The organism is Burkholderia sp. Bp9090 (assembly GCF_003857985.1).
Taxonomy (GTDB): Bacteria; Pseudomonadota; Gammaproteobacteria; order Burkholderiales; family Burkholderiaceae; genus Burkholderia.
In genome coordinates this window covers 200246-214698 of sequence record NZ_QTPV01000004.1, presented here as the reverse complement: position 1 = coordinate 214698, position 14453 = coordinate 200246, and the positions used below count along the sequence as shown (strand labels likewise).

The window sequence follows — 14453 nt, the reverse complement described above, 5'->3', positions numbered from 1 at the left end:
GACGAGGTGATGAAAATGAAGAACGATTTGAGCCGCCGGCATCGGGTGCTGACGCCCGAGAGTCCGCCCGTCGAAGCATTCGACGATTCCGTCGCCGCCGTCGCGCGGCTGTCGGCCATCTACGACACCAACACGGGCTTCCTGCGCGATGCCTTCGCGCGTTATCGCCGCCACGAACCGATCACCGAGCACGTGCGTGCGTGCTATCCGTTCGTGCGGATTCGTACCGACGTCAACACGCACGTCGATTCGCGCCGTTCGTACGGTTTCGTCGCGGGTCCCGGCGTGTTCGAGACGACCGTCACGCGCCCCGACCTGTTCGCGAACTACTATCGCGAGCAACTGCGCCTGCTGTCGAAGAATCACCATGTGAAGATCGAGATCGGCGTGTCGTCGCAGCCGATTCCGGTTCACTTCGCGTTTCCCGAAGGCATCCACCTCGAAGGCGAGCTCGACCGCGACCGCCTGCTCGCGATGCGCGACATCTTCGACACGCCCGACCTGTCGTACCTCGACGACCGCATCGTCAACGGCACGTTCGAGCCGGCGCCCGGCGAGCCGCATCCGCTCGCGCTGTTCACCGCCGCGCGCGTCGACTTCTCGCTGCACCGGCTGCGTCACTACACGGCGACGTCGCCCACGCATTTCCAGAACTACGTGCTCTACACGAACTACCAGTTCTACATCGACGAATTCGTGAAGCTCGGCCGCACGATGATGACGGAGAGCGACGATCCCGAGGTGCGCGAGTACCGCAGCCAGTACAGCGCGTTCGTCGAGCCGGGCGACGTCATCACGTACAACGCGAACCTCGGCAGCGAGCCGGCCGAGGGCGCCGCGCCGCCGCGGCTGCCGCAGATGCCTGCGTATCACCTGAAGCGCGCGGACGGCAGCGGGATCACGATGGTCAACATCGGTGTCGGCCCGTCGAACGCGAAGACGATCACCGATCACATCGCGGTGCTGCGACCGCACGCGTGGGTGATGCTCGGCCACTGCGCGGGCCTGCGCAACACGCAGCGCCTCGGCGACTACGTGCTCGCGCACGGTTACGTGCGCGAGGATCACGTGCTGGATGCGGACCTGCCGCTGTGGGTGCCGATCCCGGCGCTCGCCGAAGTGCAGCTCGCCCTCGAGCGCGGCGTGGCCGAGGTCACCCGTCTCGAAGGCGCCGAACTGAAGCGCGTGATGCGCACGGGCACGGTCGCGAGCGTCGACAACCGTAACTGGGAGCTGCGCGATCACCGCGAACCCGTGCAGCGGCTGTCGCAGAGCCGCGCGATCGCGCTCGACATGGAAAGCGCGACGATCGCCGCGAACGGGTTCCGGTTCCGCGTGCCGTACGGCACGCTGCTGTGCGTGTCCGACAAGCCGCTGCACGGCGAGCTGAAGCTGCCGGGCATGGCCGACACGTTCTATCGCGGGCAGGTCGACCAGCATCTGCAGATCGGCGTGAAGGCGATGGAGATCCTGCGCACGAACGGGCTCGACAAGCTGCATAGCCGCAAGCTGCGGAGCTTCGCGGAAGTGGCGTTTCAGTGATGTGAACGCCGCGCAAGCCGCGGGCGTAACGACAAAGGCCGCACGCGAACTTTCGTTCACGTGCGGCCTTGTTCTTTGTCCTGCAGTGCGCGAGCCCGATCGAACCCGCACTCGGATGCTCAGCACTCACCCTTCTTCGCGTGTCCCGGCGGGCAGTGGTAGCCGCCGTGACCATGATGGCGCTCGTGATCTTCCCACTCGCGGCGTTCCCAGTAGCGGCGGCCGTCCCAGTAACGATCGCCGTGCCAGCCGACGATGACCGCGGGAGCCGGTGCGACCACGACAGGCGCGGGCGCGACGACGACCGGCGCGGGCGTGCCGATGTTGACGTCGACGTTGACGGCGTGGGCGAGGCCGGACAGCGAAACACCGAGGCCGGCGAAGGCGAGGGCGATCAGCGAACGTTTCATGTTGTTTTCCGTGATGTCGTTGTCAAAAGGCCGGCGCGACGCGATGGACGCGAGGGGGGATCGTTCCACCGGGGGGGCGCCACGCCGACAAGAGGCAGTGTGCGGGCGCCGCACGGAAAAGGCGAGCGGCATTTGTTACGGCAGATTGACGTCAGGCCGGCCGGCTGGACCGATGGACGGCAGCGTGATTTGACAATGGTCGGTCCCGGGCGTGGCACGCGTCGAAGGCGTTGTGCGGCACCGGCCGCCCGAATTTGACATTCGACGGTGCGTGGCCGCGTTGCGGGATTAACGCGGCGTTACAAAATGACGCGCGGCAGGTGGCGGAATCGCCATGCCTGCCGCGCGGGAAGCGGGATGCCGGCCGCGACGGCCGGCCATCGAGCCGATCGAATTACAGATAGAACATGCGGTCTTCTTCGGGCCGCGGCGGATGATCGTCGCCGTCCGCGCCTTCTTCCTCGCCGCTGTCCTCGTAGAACGCGAGCACGGCGTCGAGCACCTGGTCGGGATCGTCGATCACCTGCATCAGGTCCATGTCTTCCGGATTGATGAGCCCGTTCGGGATCAACTGGTCGCGGAACCATTGCAGCAGCCCCTGCCAGAACGTGCTGCCGACGAGAATGATCGGCACGAGGCGCGACTTCTTCGTCTGGATCAGCGTGAGCACTTCGGACAGTTCGTCGAGCGTGCCGAAGCCGCCCGGCATCACGATCACCGCGTCGGAGTTCTTCACGAACGTGACCTTGCGCGTGAAGAAGTGGCGGAAGCGCAGCGAGATGTCCTGGTAGTGGTTGCCGGCCTGTTCGTGCGGCAGCTCGATGTTCAGGCCGACCGACGGCGCCTTGCCGGCGTGCGCGCCCTTGTTCGCGGCTTCCATGATGCCGGGGCCGCCGCCGGAGATCACCGCGAAGCCGGCGTCGGACAGCTTGCGCGCGATCTGCACGGCCAACTTGTAGTGCGGCGTATCGGGCTTCAGACGGGCAGAACCGTAGATGCTGACGGCCGGGCGGATCTCCGACAGGTACTCGGTCGCCTCGATAAACTCTGCCATAATCGTGAACATCTGCCACGATGCGCGCGCCTTCTTGGCCGTCGCGCGTTCTTGATCTGCGAGCGAACGCAGACTCGGAATCACTTTTCTCTTGTTCATAATGCCTGAAGAACGAAATCTGGAAGGTAAGACCCTGCTATTGGTTGACGGTTCGAGCTATCTGTATCGGGCTTACCATGCGATGCCTGATTTGCGTGGCCCTGGCGGGGAGCCGACCGGAGCGCTCTACGGAATCATCAACATGCTGCGTCGTATGCGCAAGGAAGTCAGTGCAGAGTATAGCGCTTGCGTGTTCGATGCAAAGGGCAAGACGTTCCGCGACGACCTTTATGCCGACTATAAGGCAAACCGTCCGTCGATGCCGCCCGATCTTGCATTGCAGGTCGAACCGATTCACGGCGCCGTGCGCGCGCTCGGCTGGCCGCTGCTGATGGTCGAGGGCGTCGAGGCCGACGACGTGATCGGCACGCTCGCGCGCGAAGCCGAACGGCACGGGATGAACGTGATCGTGTCGACCGGCGACAAGGACCTCGCGCAACTTGTCACCGATCACGTCACGCTCGTCAACACGATGACCAACGAGACGCTCGATCGCGACGGCGTGGTCGCGAAGTTCGGCGTGCCGCCCGAGCGGATCATCGACTACCTCGCGCTGATCGGCGACACCGTCGACAACGTGCCCGGCGTCGAGAAGTGCGGGCCGAAGACGGCCGTGAAGTGGCTGTCGCAATACGACAGCCTCGACGGCGTGATCGAACACGCAGGCGAGATCAAGGGGGTGGTCGGCGACAACCTGCGCCGCGCGCTCGACTTCCTGCCGCTCGGCCGCAAGCTCGTGACCGTCGACACGGCCTGCGATCTCGCGCCGCATCTCGAATCGATCGAAGCGTCGCTGAAGAGCGACGGCGAAGCACGCGACCTGCTGCGCGACATCTTCGCGCGCTACGGCTTCAAGACGTGGCTGCGCGAAGTCGACAGCGCGCCCGCCGAAGGCGGCGGCGCCGATGCGCCGGAAGGTGACCCCGCCCCGGTGGTGGCCGCAGACATCGTCCGCGAGTACGACACGATCCAGACCTGGGAGCAGTTCGACGCATGGTTCGCGAAGATCGACGCGGCCGCGCTGACCGCGTTCGACACCGAAACCACGTCGCTCGACCCGATGACCGCGCGGCTCGTCGGCCTGTCGTTCTCGGTCGAGCCGGGCAAGGCCGCATATCTTCCGGTCGCGCATCGCGGTCCCGACCTGCCCGAGCAGCTGCCGATCGACGACGTGCTCGCGCGCCTGAAGCCGTGGCTCGAATCGGCCGACCGCAAGAAGGTCGGCCAGCACCTGAAGTACGACGCGCAGGTGCTCGCGAACTACGACATCGCGCTGAACGGCATCGAGCACGACACGCTGCTCGAATCGTACGTGCTCGAATCGCACCGCACGCACGACATGGACAGCCTCGCGCTGCGTCATCTGGGCGTCAAGACGATCAAGTATGAAGACGTGGCCGGCAAGGGCGCGAAGCAGATCGGCTTCGACGAAGTGGCGCTCGAGCAGGCCGCGGCGTATGCGGCCGAGGATGCGGACATCACGCTGCAGCTGCATCAGGCGCTGTATCCGCAGGTCGCGCGCGAGGCGGGCCTCGAGCGCGTGTATCGCGAGATCGAGATGCCGGTGTCGCTCGTGCTGCGCAAGATGGAGCGCACCGGCGTGCTGATCGACGACGCACGCCTGCAGGCGCAAAGCAGCGAGATCGCGACGCGGCTCATCGAGCTCGAGGGCCAGGCGTACGAACTGGCGGGCGGCGAGTTCAATCTCGGCTCGCCGAAGCAGATCGGGCAGATCTTCTTCGAGAAGCTGCAGTTGCCGGTCGTGAAGAAGACGCCGAGCGGCGCACCGTCGACCGACGAGGAAGTGCTGCAGAAGCTCGCCGAGGATTACCCGCTGCCGAAGCTGCTGCTCGAGCATCGCGGGCTGTCGAAGCTGAAGTCGACCTACACCGACAAGCTGCCGCGCATGGTGAATCCCGCAACGGGCCGCGTGCACACGAACTATGCGCAGGCGGTCGCGGTCACGGGCCGTCTCGCGTCGAACGATCCCAATCTTCAGAACATTCCGGTGCGCACGGCCGAAGGCCGGCGGATCCGCGAGGCGTTCATCGCATCGCCGGGGCACCGCATCGTGTCGGCCGACTATTCGCAGATCGAGCTGCGGATCATGGCGCACATTTCCGGCGACGCGTCGCTGCTGCGCGCGTTCTCGCAGGGCGAGGACATCCACCGCGCAACCGCCGCCGAAGTGTTCGGCGTGACGCCGCTGGAGGTCAATTCCGACCAGCGCCGGATCGCGAAGGTGATCAACTTCGGGCTCATCTACGGGATGAGCGCGTTCGGCCTCGCGTCGAACCTCGGCATCACGCGCGATGCGGCGAAGCTCTACATCGACCGCTATTTCGCGCGCTACCCGGGCGTCGCGCAGTACATGGAAAACACGCGCACGGTGGCGAAGGAGAAGGGCTACGTCGAAACCGTTTTCGGCCGCCGCCTGTGGCTGCCGGAGATCAACGGCGGCAACGGCCCGCGCCGTCAGGCCGCCGAGCGCGCCGCCATCAACGCACCGATGCAGGGCACGGCGGCCGACCTGATCAAGCTGTCGATGATCGCGGTGGACGACTGGCTCACGCGCGACCGGCTCGCGTCACGGATGATCATGCAGGTGCACGACGAACTGGTGCTCGAGGTGCCCGACGCAGAACTGTCGCTCGTGCGCGAGAAGCTGCCGGAAATGATGTGCGGCGTGGCGAAGCTGAAGGTGCCGCTGGTCGCCGAAGTGGGCGCCGGCGCGAACTGGGAAGAGGCACACTGACGCACCCCCGTGCGATTCCCGTTTCCCGCGGCATATTGTTGCAGGGATGCTGAATATCGAGATGGTTTGCTTGTGGTCAACGCGCAAGCTCCCGGACAATGCAAGTCAGTCAGGTCATTGTCGCGGGGGCAGCGCGCCCCGTGTTCCGGCATCGGACGCATCGAAGTGTTTCGAACTGCACATCGATGATGTCCGAACCGGTTAATCCAACGGGCGGCGCGAACGCATCGCGTCTGCCTCGTGCGGCGGCAGCAGTTTCGAATCGCAAAGGGGGAATCAGATGCATCGGATCATCATCGTAGGCGGCGGCGCAGGCGGCCTGGAACTGGCGACGCGGCTCGGCGACCGTTACGGCGCGCGCGGCAATCGTCCCGCACGTGCGCTCGTCACGCTCGTCGACCGCAATCCGACCCACATCTGGAAGCCGTTGCTGCACGAGGTCGCGGCCGGCAGCATGGACCCGTTCACGCAGGAGCTCGAATATGCGGCGCAGGCGCGCTGGCATGGCTTCGAGTTTCAGCAGGGCGAACTGACCGCGCTCGACCGCACGGCGAAGCGCATCACGCTGTCGCCCGTCAACGACAGCGACGGCGCGGAGCTGCTGCCGGCGCGCGACCTGGAATACGACACGCTCGTGATCGCGATCGGCAGCACGACGCACTTCTTCGGCGTGCAGGGCGCGGCCGAAAACGCGATCGCGCTCGATACGGTCGGCGAGGCCGAGCGCTTCCGCAAGCGCCTGATCGCCGCGTGCATGCGCGCCGAGCATCAGGCGCCGGCGCAGCCCGCGCCCGGGGCGGCGGCCGAACCGCGCATCCAGGTCGTGATCGTCGGTGGCGGCGCGACGGGCGTCGAGTTGTCCGCCGAGCTGCGCAATACCGCGCAGGTGCTGTCCGTCTACGGGCTGCACAAGCTCGACCCGCAGCACGACGTCGGCATCGTGCTGATCGAATCGGGGCCGCGGATTCTGCCCGCGCTGCAGGAGCGCGTATCGACGGCAACGGCCGAGCTGCTCGAAAAGCTCGGCGTGCGCTTGATGCTCGCCGAGCGCGTGACCGAAGTCGCGCCGGGTTTCGTGCACACCGCGAGCGGCAAGACGGTGCGTGCGGATCTCACGGTCTGGGCGGCCGGCATCAAGGCGCCGTCCGTGCTGTCGAATCTCGACGGCCTGCAGGTCAACAAGCTCGGCCAGCTCGACGTGCGCCGCACGCTGCAGACCTTCACCGACGACAACGTATTCGCGCTCGGCGATTGCGCGGCCTGCGTATGGCCCGGCAACGAGCGCAACGTGCCGCCGCGCGCGCAGGCGGCGCACCAGCAGGCGAGCTTCCTGCTGAAGGCGATCGGTTGCCGGCTCGACGGGCGTTCGCTGCCGGAATTCACGTATCGCGATTTCGGATCGCTCGTGTCGCTCGGTCATTTCAGCGCGGTCGGCAACCTGATGGGCGGGCTGATCGGCGGCAACATGCTGATCGAAGGGTTGTTCGCGCGCTTCATGTACATGTCGCTGTACCGGCTGCACATCGCGGCGCTGCACGGCTATCCGCGCATGATGCTCGATACGGTCGCGCATTGGCTGCGCCGCACGACGCTGCCGCGCGTCAAGCTGCACTGACGCGGCCGCACGTTCGTGCGCCGGGCGGGCAGGAAATGCGCATCGCGCGCATTTCCTGCCCGTTGTCGTTTCAAGTGCAGGGTGGTCGTGCGTTCGCGTGCCGGGCCTGTTTATTGCGCATCTCTATTGCGCGTCGTTTCGTGCCGACCCGCAAGCATTCGAGCGCGTGAAGGCGCTTGCCGCATGTGCGCCGCGGATGAACTTGCCGGGCCGGATCGCGGTTGTCGATACCGTTACGGACGCCGCCGGATTACGCCTTCGTAATCGAGTCTTACACATCTGACAGTTGACGTGACAACGGATTATTGGGCATCTTGTGCGGGTTTCCGCTTGCGGCGGAGTGTCAACCGCCGCGACATCCGCGCCGTCCGCCGGCGCGATGCCCCGTCAGGTCCAAGCCATGACCGTGACGGCGGCGCCCAATCGAGGAGTGCATTCATGTTGAAACCCGAAGTCGACAGCCTGGTTCCCCGTGTTCCGTTCTCGCGCCGCAAGTTCATGCAGGCCGCGCTGGGCGGCACCTTCGCGGCGGCCGTGCTGCCCGTGTCGGCGCAGACGATCACGACCGACAGCGCCGGGCTGGACGTCGACACCATCGAGATCCGCTCGGGCGACGCGAGCATCCCCGCGTATCGCGCGCAGCCGGTCGGCAAGACGAACCTGCCGGTCGTCATCGTGATCCACGAGGTCTTCGGCGTGCATGCGCATATCGCCGACGTCTGCCGTCGCTTCGCGAAGCTCGGCTATCTCGCGATCGCGCCCGACCTGTTCGCGCGCCAGGGCGACGCGTCGAAGTATCCGACCATCCAGGCGCTCGTCGACAACATCGTCAACAAGGTGCCGGACCGTCAGGTCACCGAGGATCTCGATGCGACCGTCGCGTGGGCCGGCAAGAACGGCGGCGACCTGTCGCGTCTCGGCGTGACGGGATTCTGCTGGGGCGGCCGCCAGGCGTGGCTGTATGCGGAGCACAATCCGCACGTGCTGGCGGCCGTCGCGTGGTACGGGTTCGTCGAAGGCAAGACCGACGAGATGACACCGTTCAATCCGGTCGATCATGCGTCGTTGCTGAAGGTGCCGGTGCTCGGGCTGTACGGCGAGAAGGATACGAACATCACGCAGGCGGCGCTCGCGAACATGCGCAAGGCGATCCAGGCGAGCGATTCGAAGCTCGCGCGCCAATCGGAGATCGTCGTCTATCCGGATGCCGGTCATGCGTTCTTCGCCGATTACCGGCCGAGTTACGTGAAGGGCGATGCCGAGGACGGCTGGAAGCGCGCGATCGAGTGGTTCCACAAGTACGGCGTGATGTAAGCGACGAGGCGGCAGATGCCGTCGCCTCGTCGACGTGTCGCGCCGGTGCTTACGGGTTCGGGCCGGTCGCGATCGGCCGCGACGGATCGGCGCTCCATTCGCTCCACGAGCCCGGATACAGCGACGCACCGTGAAGCCCGGCGATCTCGAGCGCGAGTGCGTTGTGGCACGCGGTCACGCCGGATCCGCATTGCAGGATCGCGTTGTTCGGTTCGGTGCCGGCCAGCAGCGCGGTGAACGTCTCGCGCAGTTCGTGGCCGGTCTTGAAGCGGCCGTCGGCAGCCAGATTGTCCTTGAAGAACCGGTTGCGTGCGCCGGGAATATGGCCGCCGACACGATCGATCGTTTCGTTTTCGCCGCGATAGCGATCCGGCGCGCGCGCATCGATCACGACGCGCTGGGCCGACGTCACGTTCGCGAGCACGGCCGCCGCGTCGACCGTCGATTCGAGCGGGGCTGCCGCGCGGAAGTCGCCGGCGGCCGGGTGCGGCACGTCGGCGGTCAGCGGCTGGCCGGCTGCTTCCCATGCCTGCAGGCCGCCGTCGAGCACCGCGACGGAATCGTGCCCGAGCCAGCGCAGCAGCCACCACAGGCGCGCCGCATAGGCGCCGCCGTGTGCGTCATAGGCGACGACCTGCTGGCCCTGCTTGACACCGCGGCTGGCGAGCAGCGTGGCAAGCGCGTCGCGGGTCGGCAGCGGATGGCGGCCGTTCGTGCCGGTCTTGCGGCCGGACAGGTCGCGGTCGAGATGGAGATACTGTGCGCCCGCGATATGGCCGGCTGCGTAGGCGGCTTCGCCTGCGCCCGGATCGGCGAGATCGAAGCGGCAGTCGAACACGGCAACGCTGCCCGGCGCCGCGGCCAGGCGCTCGGCGAGATTGGTTGCTGAGATGAGCGTGGTGTAGTGGGTATGTGGCATGACGGCTCCCTGGAGTGCAAACGGCCTGATACTCCAAGTCTAAACAAAAAAAGACGGGCCGGAACCCGTCTTTTCATATGCCGAATGCCGTGCGGCGCGCAAGCACCGCGCGCAGGTCAGAGATCGCCGAGATGGCGGCGCAGGAACTCGTGGAAGTGCTGCATGCCGTCTTCCATCGGGCTCTGGTACGGGCCGACCTGCGATTCGCCGCGCGCCATCAGTGCACGGCGGCCTGCGTCCATCCGCATCGCGATTTCGTCGTCCTCGATGGCCGTTTCCATATAGGCGGCGCGCTCGGCCTCGACGAACTCGCGCTCGAACAGCGCGATTTCCTCGGGGTAGTAGAACTCGACGATGTTGGTCGTCTTCTGCGGGCCGCGCGGAATCAGCCACGACACGACGAGCACGTGCGGATACCACTCGATCATCAGGCCCGGGTAGTAGACCATCCAGATCGCGCCGAACTCCGGCGGCACGCCGTTGCGGAACTTGAGCACCTGCTCGTGCCAAGTCTTGTAGGTCGCGCTGCCCGGTTTCGCGAGCGCGTTGTGCACGCCGACCGTCTGCACGCTGTACCAGTCGCCGAACTCCCATTTGAGATCGTCGCACGACACGAAGCTGCCGAGGCCCGGGTGGAACGGGACGACGTGGTAATCCTCGAGGTAGACCTCGATGAACGTCTTCCAGTTGTAATCGCACTCGTGCACTTCGACGTGATCGAAGTGATACTCGGAGAAGTCGAAGTGATGCTTCGTGCCGAGGTTCGCGAGATCGCGCGCGACGTTGCGGCCTTCGGCCTCGAACAGCAGCCCCTGCCAGTTCTGCAGCGGGCTCTTGCCGAGGTTCAGGCACGGCTTGTCGGGGAAGTGCGGCGCGCCGAGCAGCTGGCCTTCCAGATCGTACGTCCAGCGGTGCAGCGGACACACGATGTTCTGCGTGTGGCCGCGCCCGTTCAGCATGATCGCCTGCCGGTGGCGGCACACGTTCGACAGCAGTTCGATCTGGTTCGCCGGGTTGCGGACCAGCACGCGGCCTTCCTTCTCGGACGGCAGCGCAAAATAATCCCCCGCTTCGGGCACCATCAACTCGTGCCCGACGTAACGAGGTCCTTTCTTGAAGAGGGTTTCGATCTCGCGCTCGAGCAGCGCCTCATCGAAGTATGCAGTGACTGGAAGCTGGCTGTGAGCCGACTTCAACTGAAGCGCATCGCTCAGATTGGACATTCCCACTCCCGGTGTTAGCGTGAAAGCAGTGAACAACCCAACCATCGAAAAATCGATTTAGGGAAACGCGGAATTATACCCGGTTCGCCTCGCAAGGCTAGGATTAAGTGCCTGATTTGTGTCAATTTTTTGTCCGGCGGCGATCGGGTGGCGCACAATGTGTGTCGAAGAAGGGGCCCGAATGCGTGCCCGGGTGCCAAGTCGGCAGGTCGGAAAATTCTCTTTTGCCGTAGAATGTCCGACTTGTTTTGAAATTTGACACCCTCGTCCATGGCGAAAACCGCATCCCAAGGCGCCACCCCGCCCGGCAATGGCACCGAACCGTTGCCGGACAACTATGAAACGGCGCTCGCGGAACTCGAGACGCTGGTTGCCCGGATGGAAGGCGGCACGTTGAGCCTCGAGGATTCGCTCGCTGCGTATCGCCGCGGTGCGACTCTCGTTGCGTTTTGCCAACAGCAGCTCGAGAAAGTGGAACAGCAGGTTCGCGTGCTCGACGGCGCGACGCTGAAGCCGCTTTCGTCCGGAACGGCCGCCACGGACGGCGAAGACGACGATCTATGACATTCGAACAATGGATGCGGTCCGTGCTCGACCGTGTCGAGGACGCACTCGGCCACTATTTGCCGGCTGACAACGTGGTGCCCACGCAACTCCACGAAGCGATGCGCTACGCGGTCCTCGGCGGCGGCAAACGCGTTCGCCCGCTGCTGTGCCATGCAGCAGGCGAACTGACCGGCGCGACCGAAGCGGCGCGCAACGCGGCAGCGGCGGCGCTGGAGATGATCCACGTCTACTCGCTCGTGCACGACGACATGCCGTGCATGGACGACGACGCGCTGCGACGCGGCAAGCCGACCGTGCACGTGCAGTACGACGAGCCGACGGCGCTGCTGGTCGGCGATGCGCTGCAGTCGCAGGCTTTCGTCGCGCTGACCGACGCCGCCGCGCTGTCGCCGGTGCAGCAGGCCGCGCTCGTGCGCGAGCTGGCGCTGGCGAGCGGCTCGATCGGCATGGCCGGCGGGCAGGCGATCGACCTGGCGAGCGTCGGCCTCAAGCTGACGCGCGAGCAGCTCGAGACGATGCACCGGATGAAGACGGGCGCGCTGTTGCGCGCGGCCGTGCGGATGGGCGCGCTGGCGGGCGACACGCCGTCGGCGGAGGCGATGGCCGCGCTCGACGTCTACGCGGGGGCCGTGGGTCTGGCCTTCCAGGTCGTCGACGACATTCTCGACGTCACGACCGATTCGGCGACGCTCGGCAAGACGGCCGGCAAGGATGCGGCGAACGACAAGCCGACCTACGTATCGATCCTCGGCCTCGACGCGTCGCGTGAGCTCGCAGCCCAGCTGCGCGCCGAAGCGCATGATGCGCTGAAACCGTTCGGCGCACGCGCACAGCGTCTCGCCGAACTTGCCGACCTGGTGGTGAACCGGGTCAGCTGACGCGAAGCCCGCCGCTGCGCACACGCTACGGTGCGTGCAATAGAATGCGGGCGCGTTTGATTTCCTACAATGGAACGACGATGTACGACTTGCTGAAAACCATCGACGACCCGGCGGATCTGCGCCGCCTCGATCGTCGCCAACTCCAACCGCTCGCGGATGAACTGCGCGCGTTCGTGCTCGACAGCGTGTCGAAGACGGGCGGCCATCTGTCGTCCAACCTCGGGACGGTCGAGCTGACGATCGCGTTGCACTACGTGTTCAACACGCCGAACGACCGGATCGTCTGGGACGTGGGTCACCAGACCTACCCGCACAAGATCCTGACGGGCCGCCGCGACCAGATGCATTCGCTGCGCCAGTACGACGGCATCTCGGGTTTCCCGCGCCGCAGCGAGTCGGAATACGACACGTTCGGCACCGCGCACTCGAGCACGTCGATCTCGGCGGCGCTCGGGATGGCGATCGGCAGCCAGCTGAACGGCGACGACCGCTTCTCGATCGCGGTGATCGGCGACGGCGCAATGACGGCCGGCATGGCGTTCGAGGCGATGAACAACGCGGGCGTGTCGGAGGATGCGAAGCTGCTCGTGATCCTCAACGACAACGACATGTCGATTTCGCCGCCGGTCGGCGCGCTGAACCGCCATCTCGCGCGCCTGATGTCGGGCCGCTTCTACGCGGCCGCGCGTGCGGGCGTCGAGCGCGTGCTGAGCGTGGCGCCGCCGGTGCTCGAACTCGCGCGCAAGCTCGAGGAGCACGCGAAGGGCATGGTCGTGCCGGCCACGCTGTTCGAGGAGTTCGGCTTCAACTACATCGGCCCGATCGACGGTCACGATCTCGATTCGCTGATCCCGACGCTGCAGAACATCCGCGAACTGCGCGGCCCGCAATTCCTGCACGTGGTGACGAAGAAAGGCCAGGGCTACAAGCTCGCCGAAGCGGATCCCGTGCTCTATCACGGCCCCGGCAAGTTCAACCCGGCGGAAGGCATCAAGCCGTCGGCCACGCCCGCGAAAAAGACTTATACGCAAGTATTCGGCGAATGGCTGTGCGATGAAGCCGAGCGCGATACGCGCGTCGTCGGCATTACGCCCGCGATGCGCGAAGGCTCGGGCATGGTCGAGTTCGAGAAGCGTTTCAAGGATCGCTACTACGACGTCGGCATCGCCGAGCAGCACGCGGTGACGTTCGCGGGCGGTCTCGCGACCGAAGGGCTGAAGCCCGTCGTCGCGATCTACTCGACGTTCCTGCAGCGTGCGTACGACCAGCTGATCCACGACGTCGCGTTGCAGAACCTGCCGGTCGTGTTCGCGATCGACCGCGCGGGCCTCGTCGGCGCCGACGGCGCGACGCACGCGGGCGCATACGATCTCGCGTTCATGCGCTGCATCCCGAACATGACGATCATGGCCGCGTCCGACGAGGACGAGTGCCGCCAGATGCTGCACACGGCGCTGCAGCAGCCGAACCCGACCGCGGTGCGCTATCCGCGCGGCGCGGGCACCGGCGTGCCGACGGTGAAGGAATTCACCGAGATCCCGCTCGGCAAGGGTGAAGTGCGTCGCCGTACGTCGCAGCCGGAAGGCAAGCGCGTCGCGATCCTCGCGTTCGGCACGATGGTCGCGCCGTCGCTCGCGGCGGGCGAGGAGCTCGACGCCACGGTCGCGAACATGCGTTTCGTGAAGCCGGTCGATGCGGCGCTCGTGCGTGAACTCGCCGAGACGCACGACTACCTCGTCACGGTCGAGGAAGGCTGCGTGATGGGCGGTGCGGGCTCGGCCTGCGTCGAAGCCCTGATGGAGAGTGGGGTTATCCGACCCGTAATACAATTGGGCCTCCCTGACCAGTTCATCGATCACGGTGATCCCGCGAAGCTGCTGTCGCAATGCGGCCTCGACGGCGCGGGCATCGCGAAATCGATTCGCGAACGCTTCCTGAGCCCGGCGGCCGATGTCGCCGATCAGGCGAAGCGCGTCGCATAAGCTGGCGCCGCCTGCGGGCGGCGTCGGTGCGACTGGCGCAACCGGTCTACATTGATGCGGAAAACATGGGCCTGCGGGCCCATGTTGCTTTT

The 14453-nt window shown here is 65.9% G+C and carries 11 protein-coding genes; 7 read left to right on the top strand and 4 right to left on the bottom strand.

Annotation, left to right across the window (positions count from 1 at the left end; genetic code table 11):
- Positions 1-15 precede the first annotated feature (15 nt).
- Positions 16-1542, top strand: a complete 1527-nt coding sequence (locus DIE16_RS06070) for an AMP nucleosidase (protein WP_124646476.1) — start codon at positions 16-18, stop codon at positions 1540-1542.
- A gap of 119 nt (positions 1543-1661) precedes the next feature.
- On the opposite strand, the gene DIE16_RS06065 is transcribed toward DIE16_RS06070, so the two are convergent.
- Both DIE16_RS06065 and DIE16_RS06060 read right to left on the bottom strand, forming a co-directional pair.
- Positions 1662-1952: a hypothetical protein gene (locus tag DIE16_RS06065; protein WP_044845263.1), complete on the bottom strand. Its 291-nt coding sequence runs from the start codon at positions 1950-1952 to the stop codon at positions 1662-1664.
- Between the two features lie 394 nt (positions 1953-2346).
- Complete coding sequence (locus DIE16_RS06060) at positions 2347-3105, bottom strand: TIGR00730 family Rossman fold protein (protein ID WP_044845264.1); 759 nt, start codon at positions 3103-3105, stop codon at positions 2347-2349.
- Position 3106: 1 nt separating this feature from the next.
- Here DIE16_RS06060 and polA point away from each other — a divergent pair, with 1 nt between their 5' ends.
- The 3 genes from polA to DIE16_RS06045 all read left to right on the top strand — a co-directional run bounded on the left by polA (position 3107) and on the right by DIE16_RS06045 (position 8789).
- Positions 3107-5860: a DNA polymerase I gene (gene polA / locus DIE16_RS06055; RefSeq protein ID WP_124522662.1), complete on the top strand. Its 2754-nt coding sequence runs from the start codon at positions 3107-3109 to the stop codon at positions 5858-5860.
- 280 nt (positions 5861-6140) lie between these two features.
- On the top strand, positions 6141-7475 hold the full coding sequence (locus DIE16_RS06050) for an NAD(P)/FAD-dependent oxidoreductase (protein WP_044845266.1): 1335 nt from the start codon (positions 6141-6143) through the stop codon (positions 7473-7475).
- Between the two features lie 438 nt (positions 7476-7913).
- A complete protein-coding gene (locus DIE16_RS06045) occupies positions 7914-8789 on the top strand; it encodes a dienelactone hydrolase family protein (RefSeq protein ID WP_124486431.1) in 876 nt (291 codons plus the stop codon).
- 49 nt (positions 8790-8838) lie between these two features.
- Here DIE16_RS06045 and DIE16_RS06040 read toward each other — a convergent pair whose 3' ends face one another.
- Both DIE16_RS06040 and DIE16_RS06035 read right to left on the bottom strand, forming a co-directional pair.
- Positions 8839-9708 carry a sulfurtransferase gene (locus DIE16_RS06040; protein ID WP_124486430.1) on the bottom strand — a complete coding sequence of 290 codons (870 nt, stop codon included), beginning with the start codon at positions 9706-9708 and terminating at the stop codon, positions 8839-8841.
- Positions 9709-9824: 116 nt separating this feature from the next.
- Complete coding sequence (locus tag DIE16_RS06035; RefSeq protein WP_044845269.1) at positions 9825-10931, bottom strand: aromatic ring-hydroxylating dioxygenase subunit alpha; 1107 nt, start codon at positions 10929-10931, stop codon at positions 9825-9827.
- Positions 10932-11201: 270 nt separating this feature from the next.
- On the opposite strand from DIE16_RS06035, the gene DIE16_RS06030 reads away from it, so the two are divergent.
- The 3 genes from DIE16_RS06030 (at position 11202) to dxs (ending at position 14361) form a co-directional block, all read left to right on the top strand.
- Positions 11202-11495, top strand: a complete 294-nt coding sequence (locus tag DIE16_RS06030; RefSeq protein WP_044845270.1) for an exodeoxyribonuclease VII small subunit — start codon at positions 11202-11204, stop codon at positions 11493-11495.
- Entirely contained in the window at positions 11492-12376 is an 885-nt protein-coding gene (locus DIE16_RS06025) for a polyprenyl synthetase family protein (RefSeq protein ID WP_044845271.1), read from the top strand. Before DIE16_RS06030 ends, DIE16_RS06025 begins: the two co-directional genes overlap by 4 nt.
- An 80-nt stretch (positions 12377-12456) precedes the next feature.
- Positions 12457-14361, top strand: a complete 1905-nt coding sequence (gene dxs / locus DIE16_RS06020) for a 1-deoxy-D-xylulose-5-phosphate synthase (RefSeq protein ID WP_044845272.1) — start codon at positions 12457-12459, stop codon at positions 14359-14361.
- The last annotated feature ends 92 nt before the right edge of the window (positions 14362-14453 follow it).

Excerpts from the sequence above, each read along its gene's own strand:
- DIE16_RS06035 (WP_044845269.1), bottom strand. The coding sequence starts at position 10,931 with ATGTCCAATCTGAGCGATGCGCTTCAGTTGAAGTCGGCTCACAGCCAG.
- DIE16_RS06070 (WP_124646476.1), top strand. The coding sequence starts at position 16 with ATGAAGAACGATTTGAGCCGCCGGCATCGGGTGCTGACGCCCGAGAGT.
- polA (WP_124522662.1), top strand. The coding sequence starts at position 3,107 with ATGCCTGAAGAACGAAATCTGGAAGGTAAGACCCTGCTATTGGTTGAC.
- DIE16_RS06060 (WP_044845264.1), bottom strand. The coding sequence starts at position 3,105 with ATGAACAAGAGAAAAGTGATTCCGAGTCTGCGTTCGCTCGCAGATCAA.
- DIE16_RS06030 (WP_044845270.1), top strand. The coding sequence starts at position 11,202 with ATGGCGAAAACCGCATCCCAAGGCGCCACCCCGCCCGGCAATGGCACC.
- DIE16_RS06045 (WP_124486431.1), top strand. The coding sequence starts at position 7,914 with ATGTTGAAACCCGAAGTCGACAGCCTGGTTCCCCGTGTTCCGTTCTCG.
- DIE16_RS06025 (WP_044845271.1), top strand. The coding sequence starts at position 11,492 with ATGACATTCGAACAATGGATGCGGTCCGTGCTCGACCGTGTCGAGGAC.
- DIE16_RS06050 (WP_044845266.1), top strand. The coding sequence starts at position 6,141 with ATGCATCGGATCATCATCGTAGGCGGCGGCGCAGGCGGCCTGGAACTG.
- DIE16_RS06065 (WP_044845263.1), bottom strand. The coding sequence starts at position 1,952 with ATGAAACGTTCGCTGATCGCCCTCGCCTTCGCCGGCCTCGGTGTTTCG.
- dxs (WP_044845272.1), top strand. The coding sequence starts at position 12,457 with ATGTACGACTTGCTGAAAACCATCGACGACCCGGCGGATCTGCGCCGC.
- DIE16_RS06040 (WP_124486430.1), bottom strand. The coding sequence starts at position 9,708 with ATGCCACATACCCACTACACCACGCTCATCTCAGCAACCAATCTCGCC.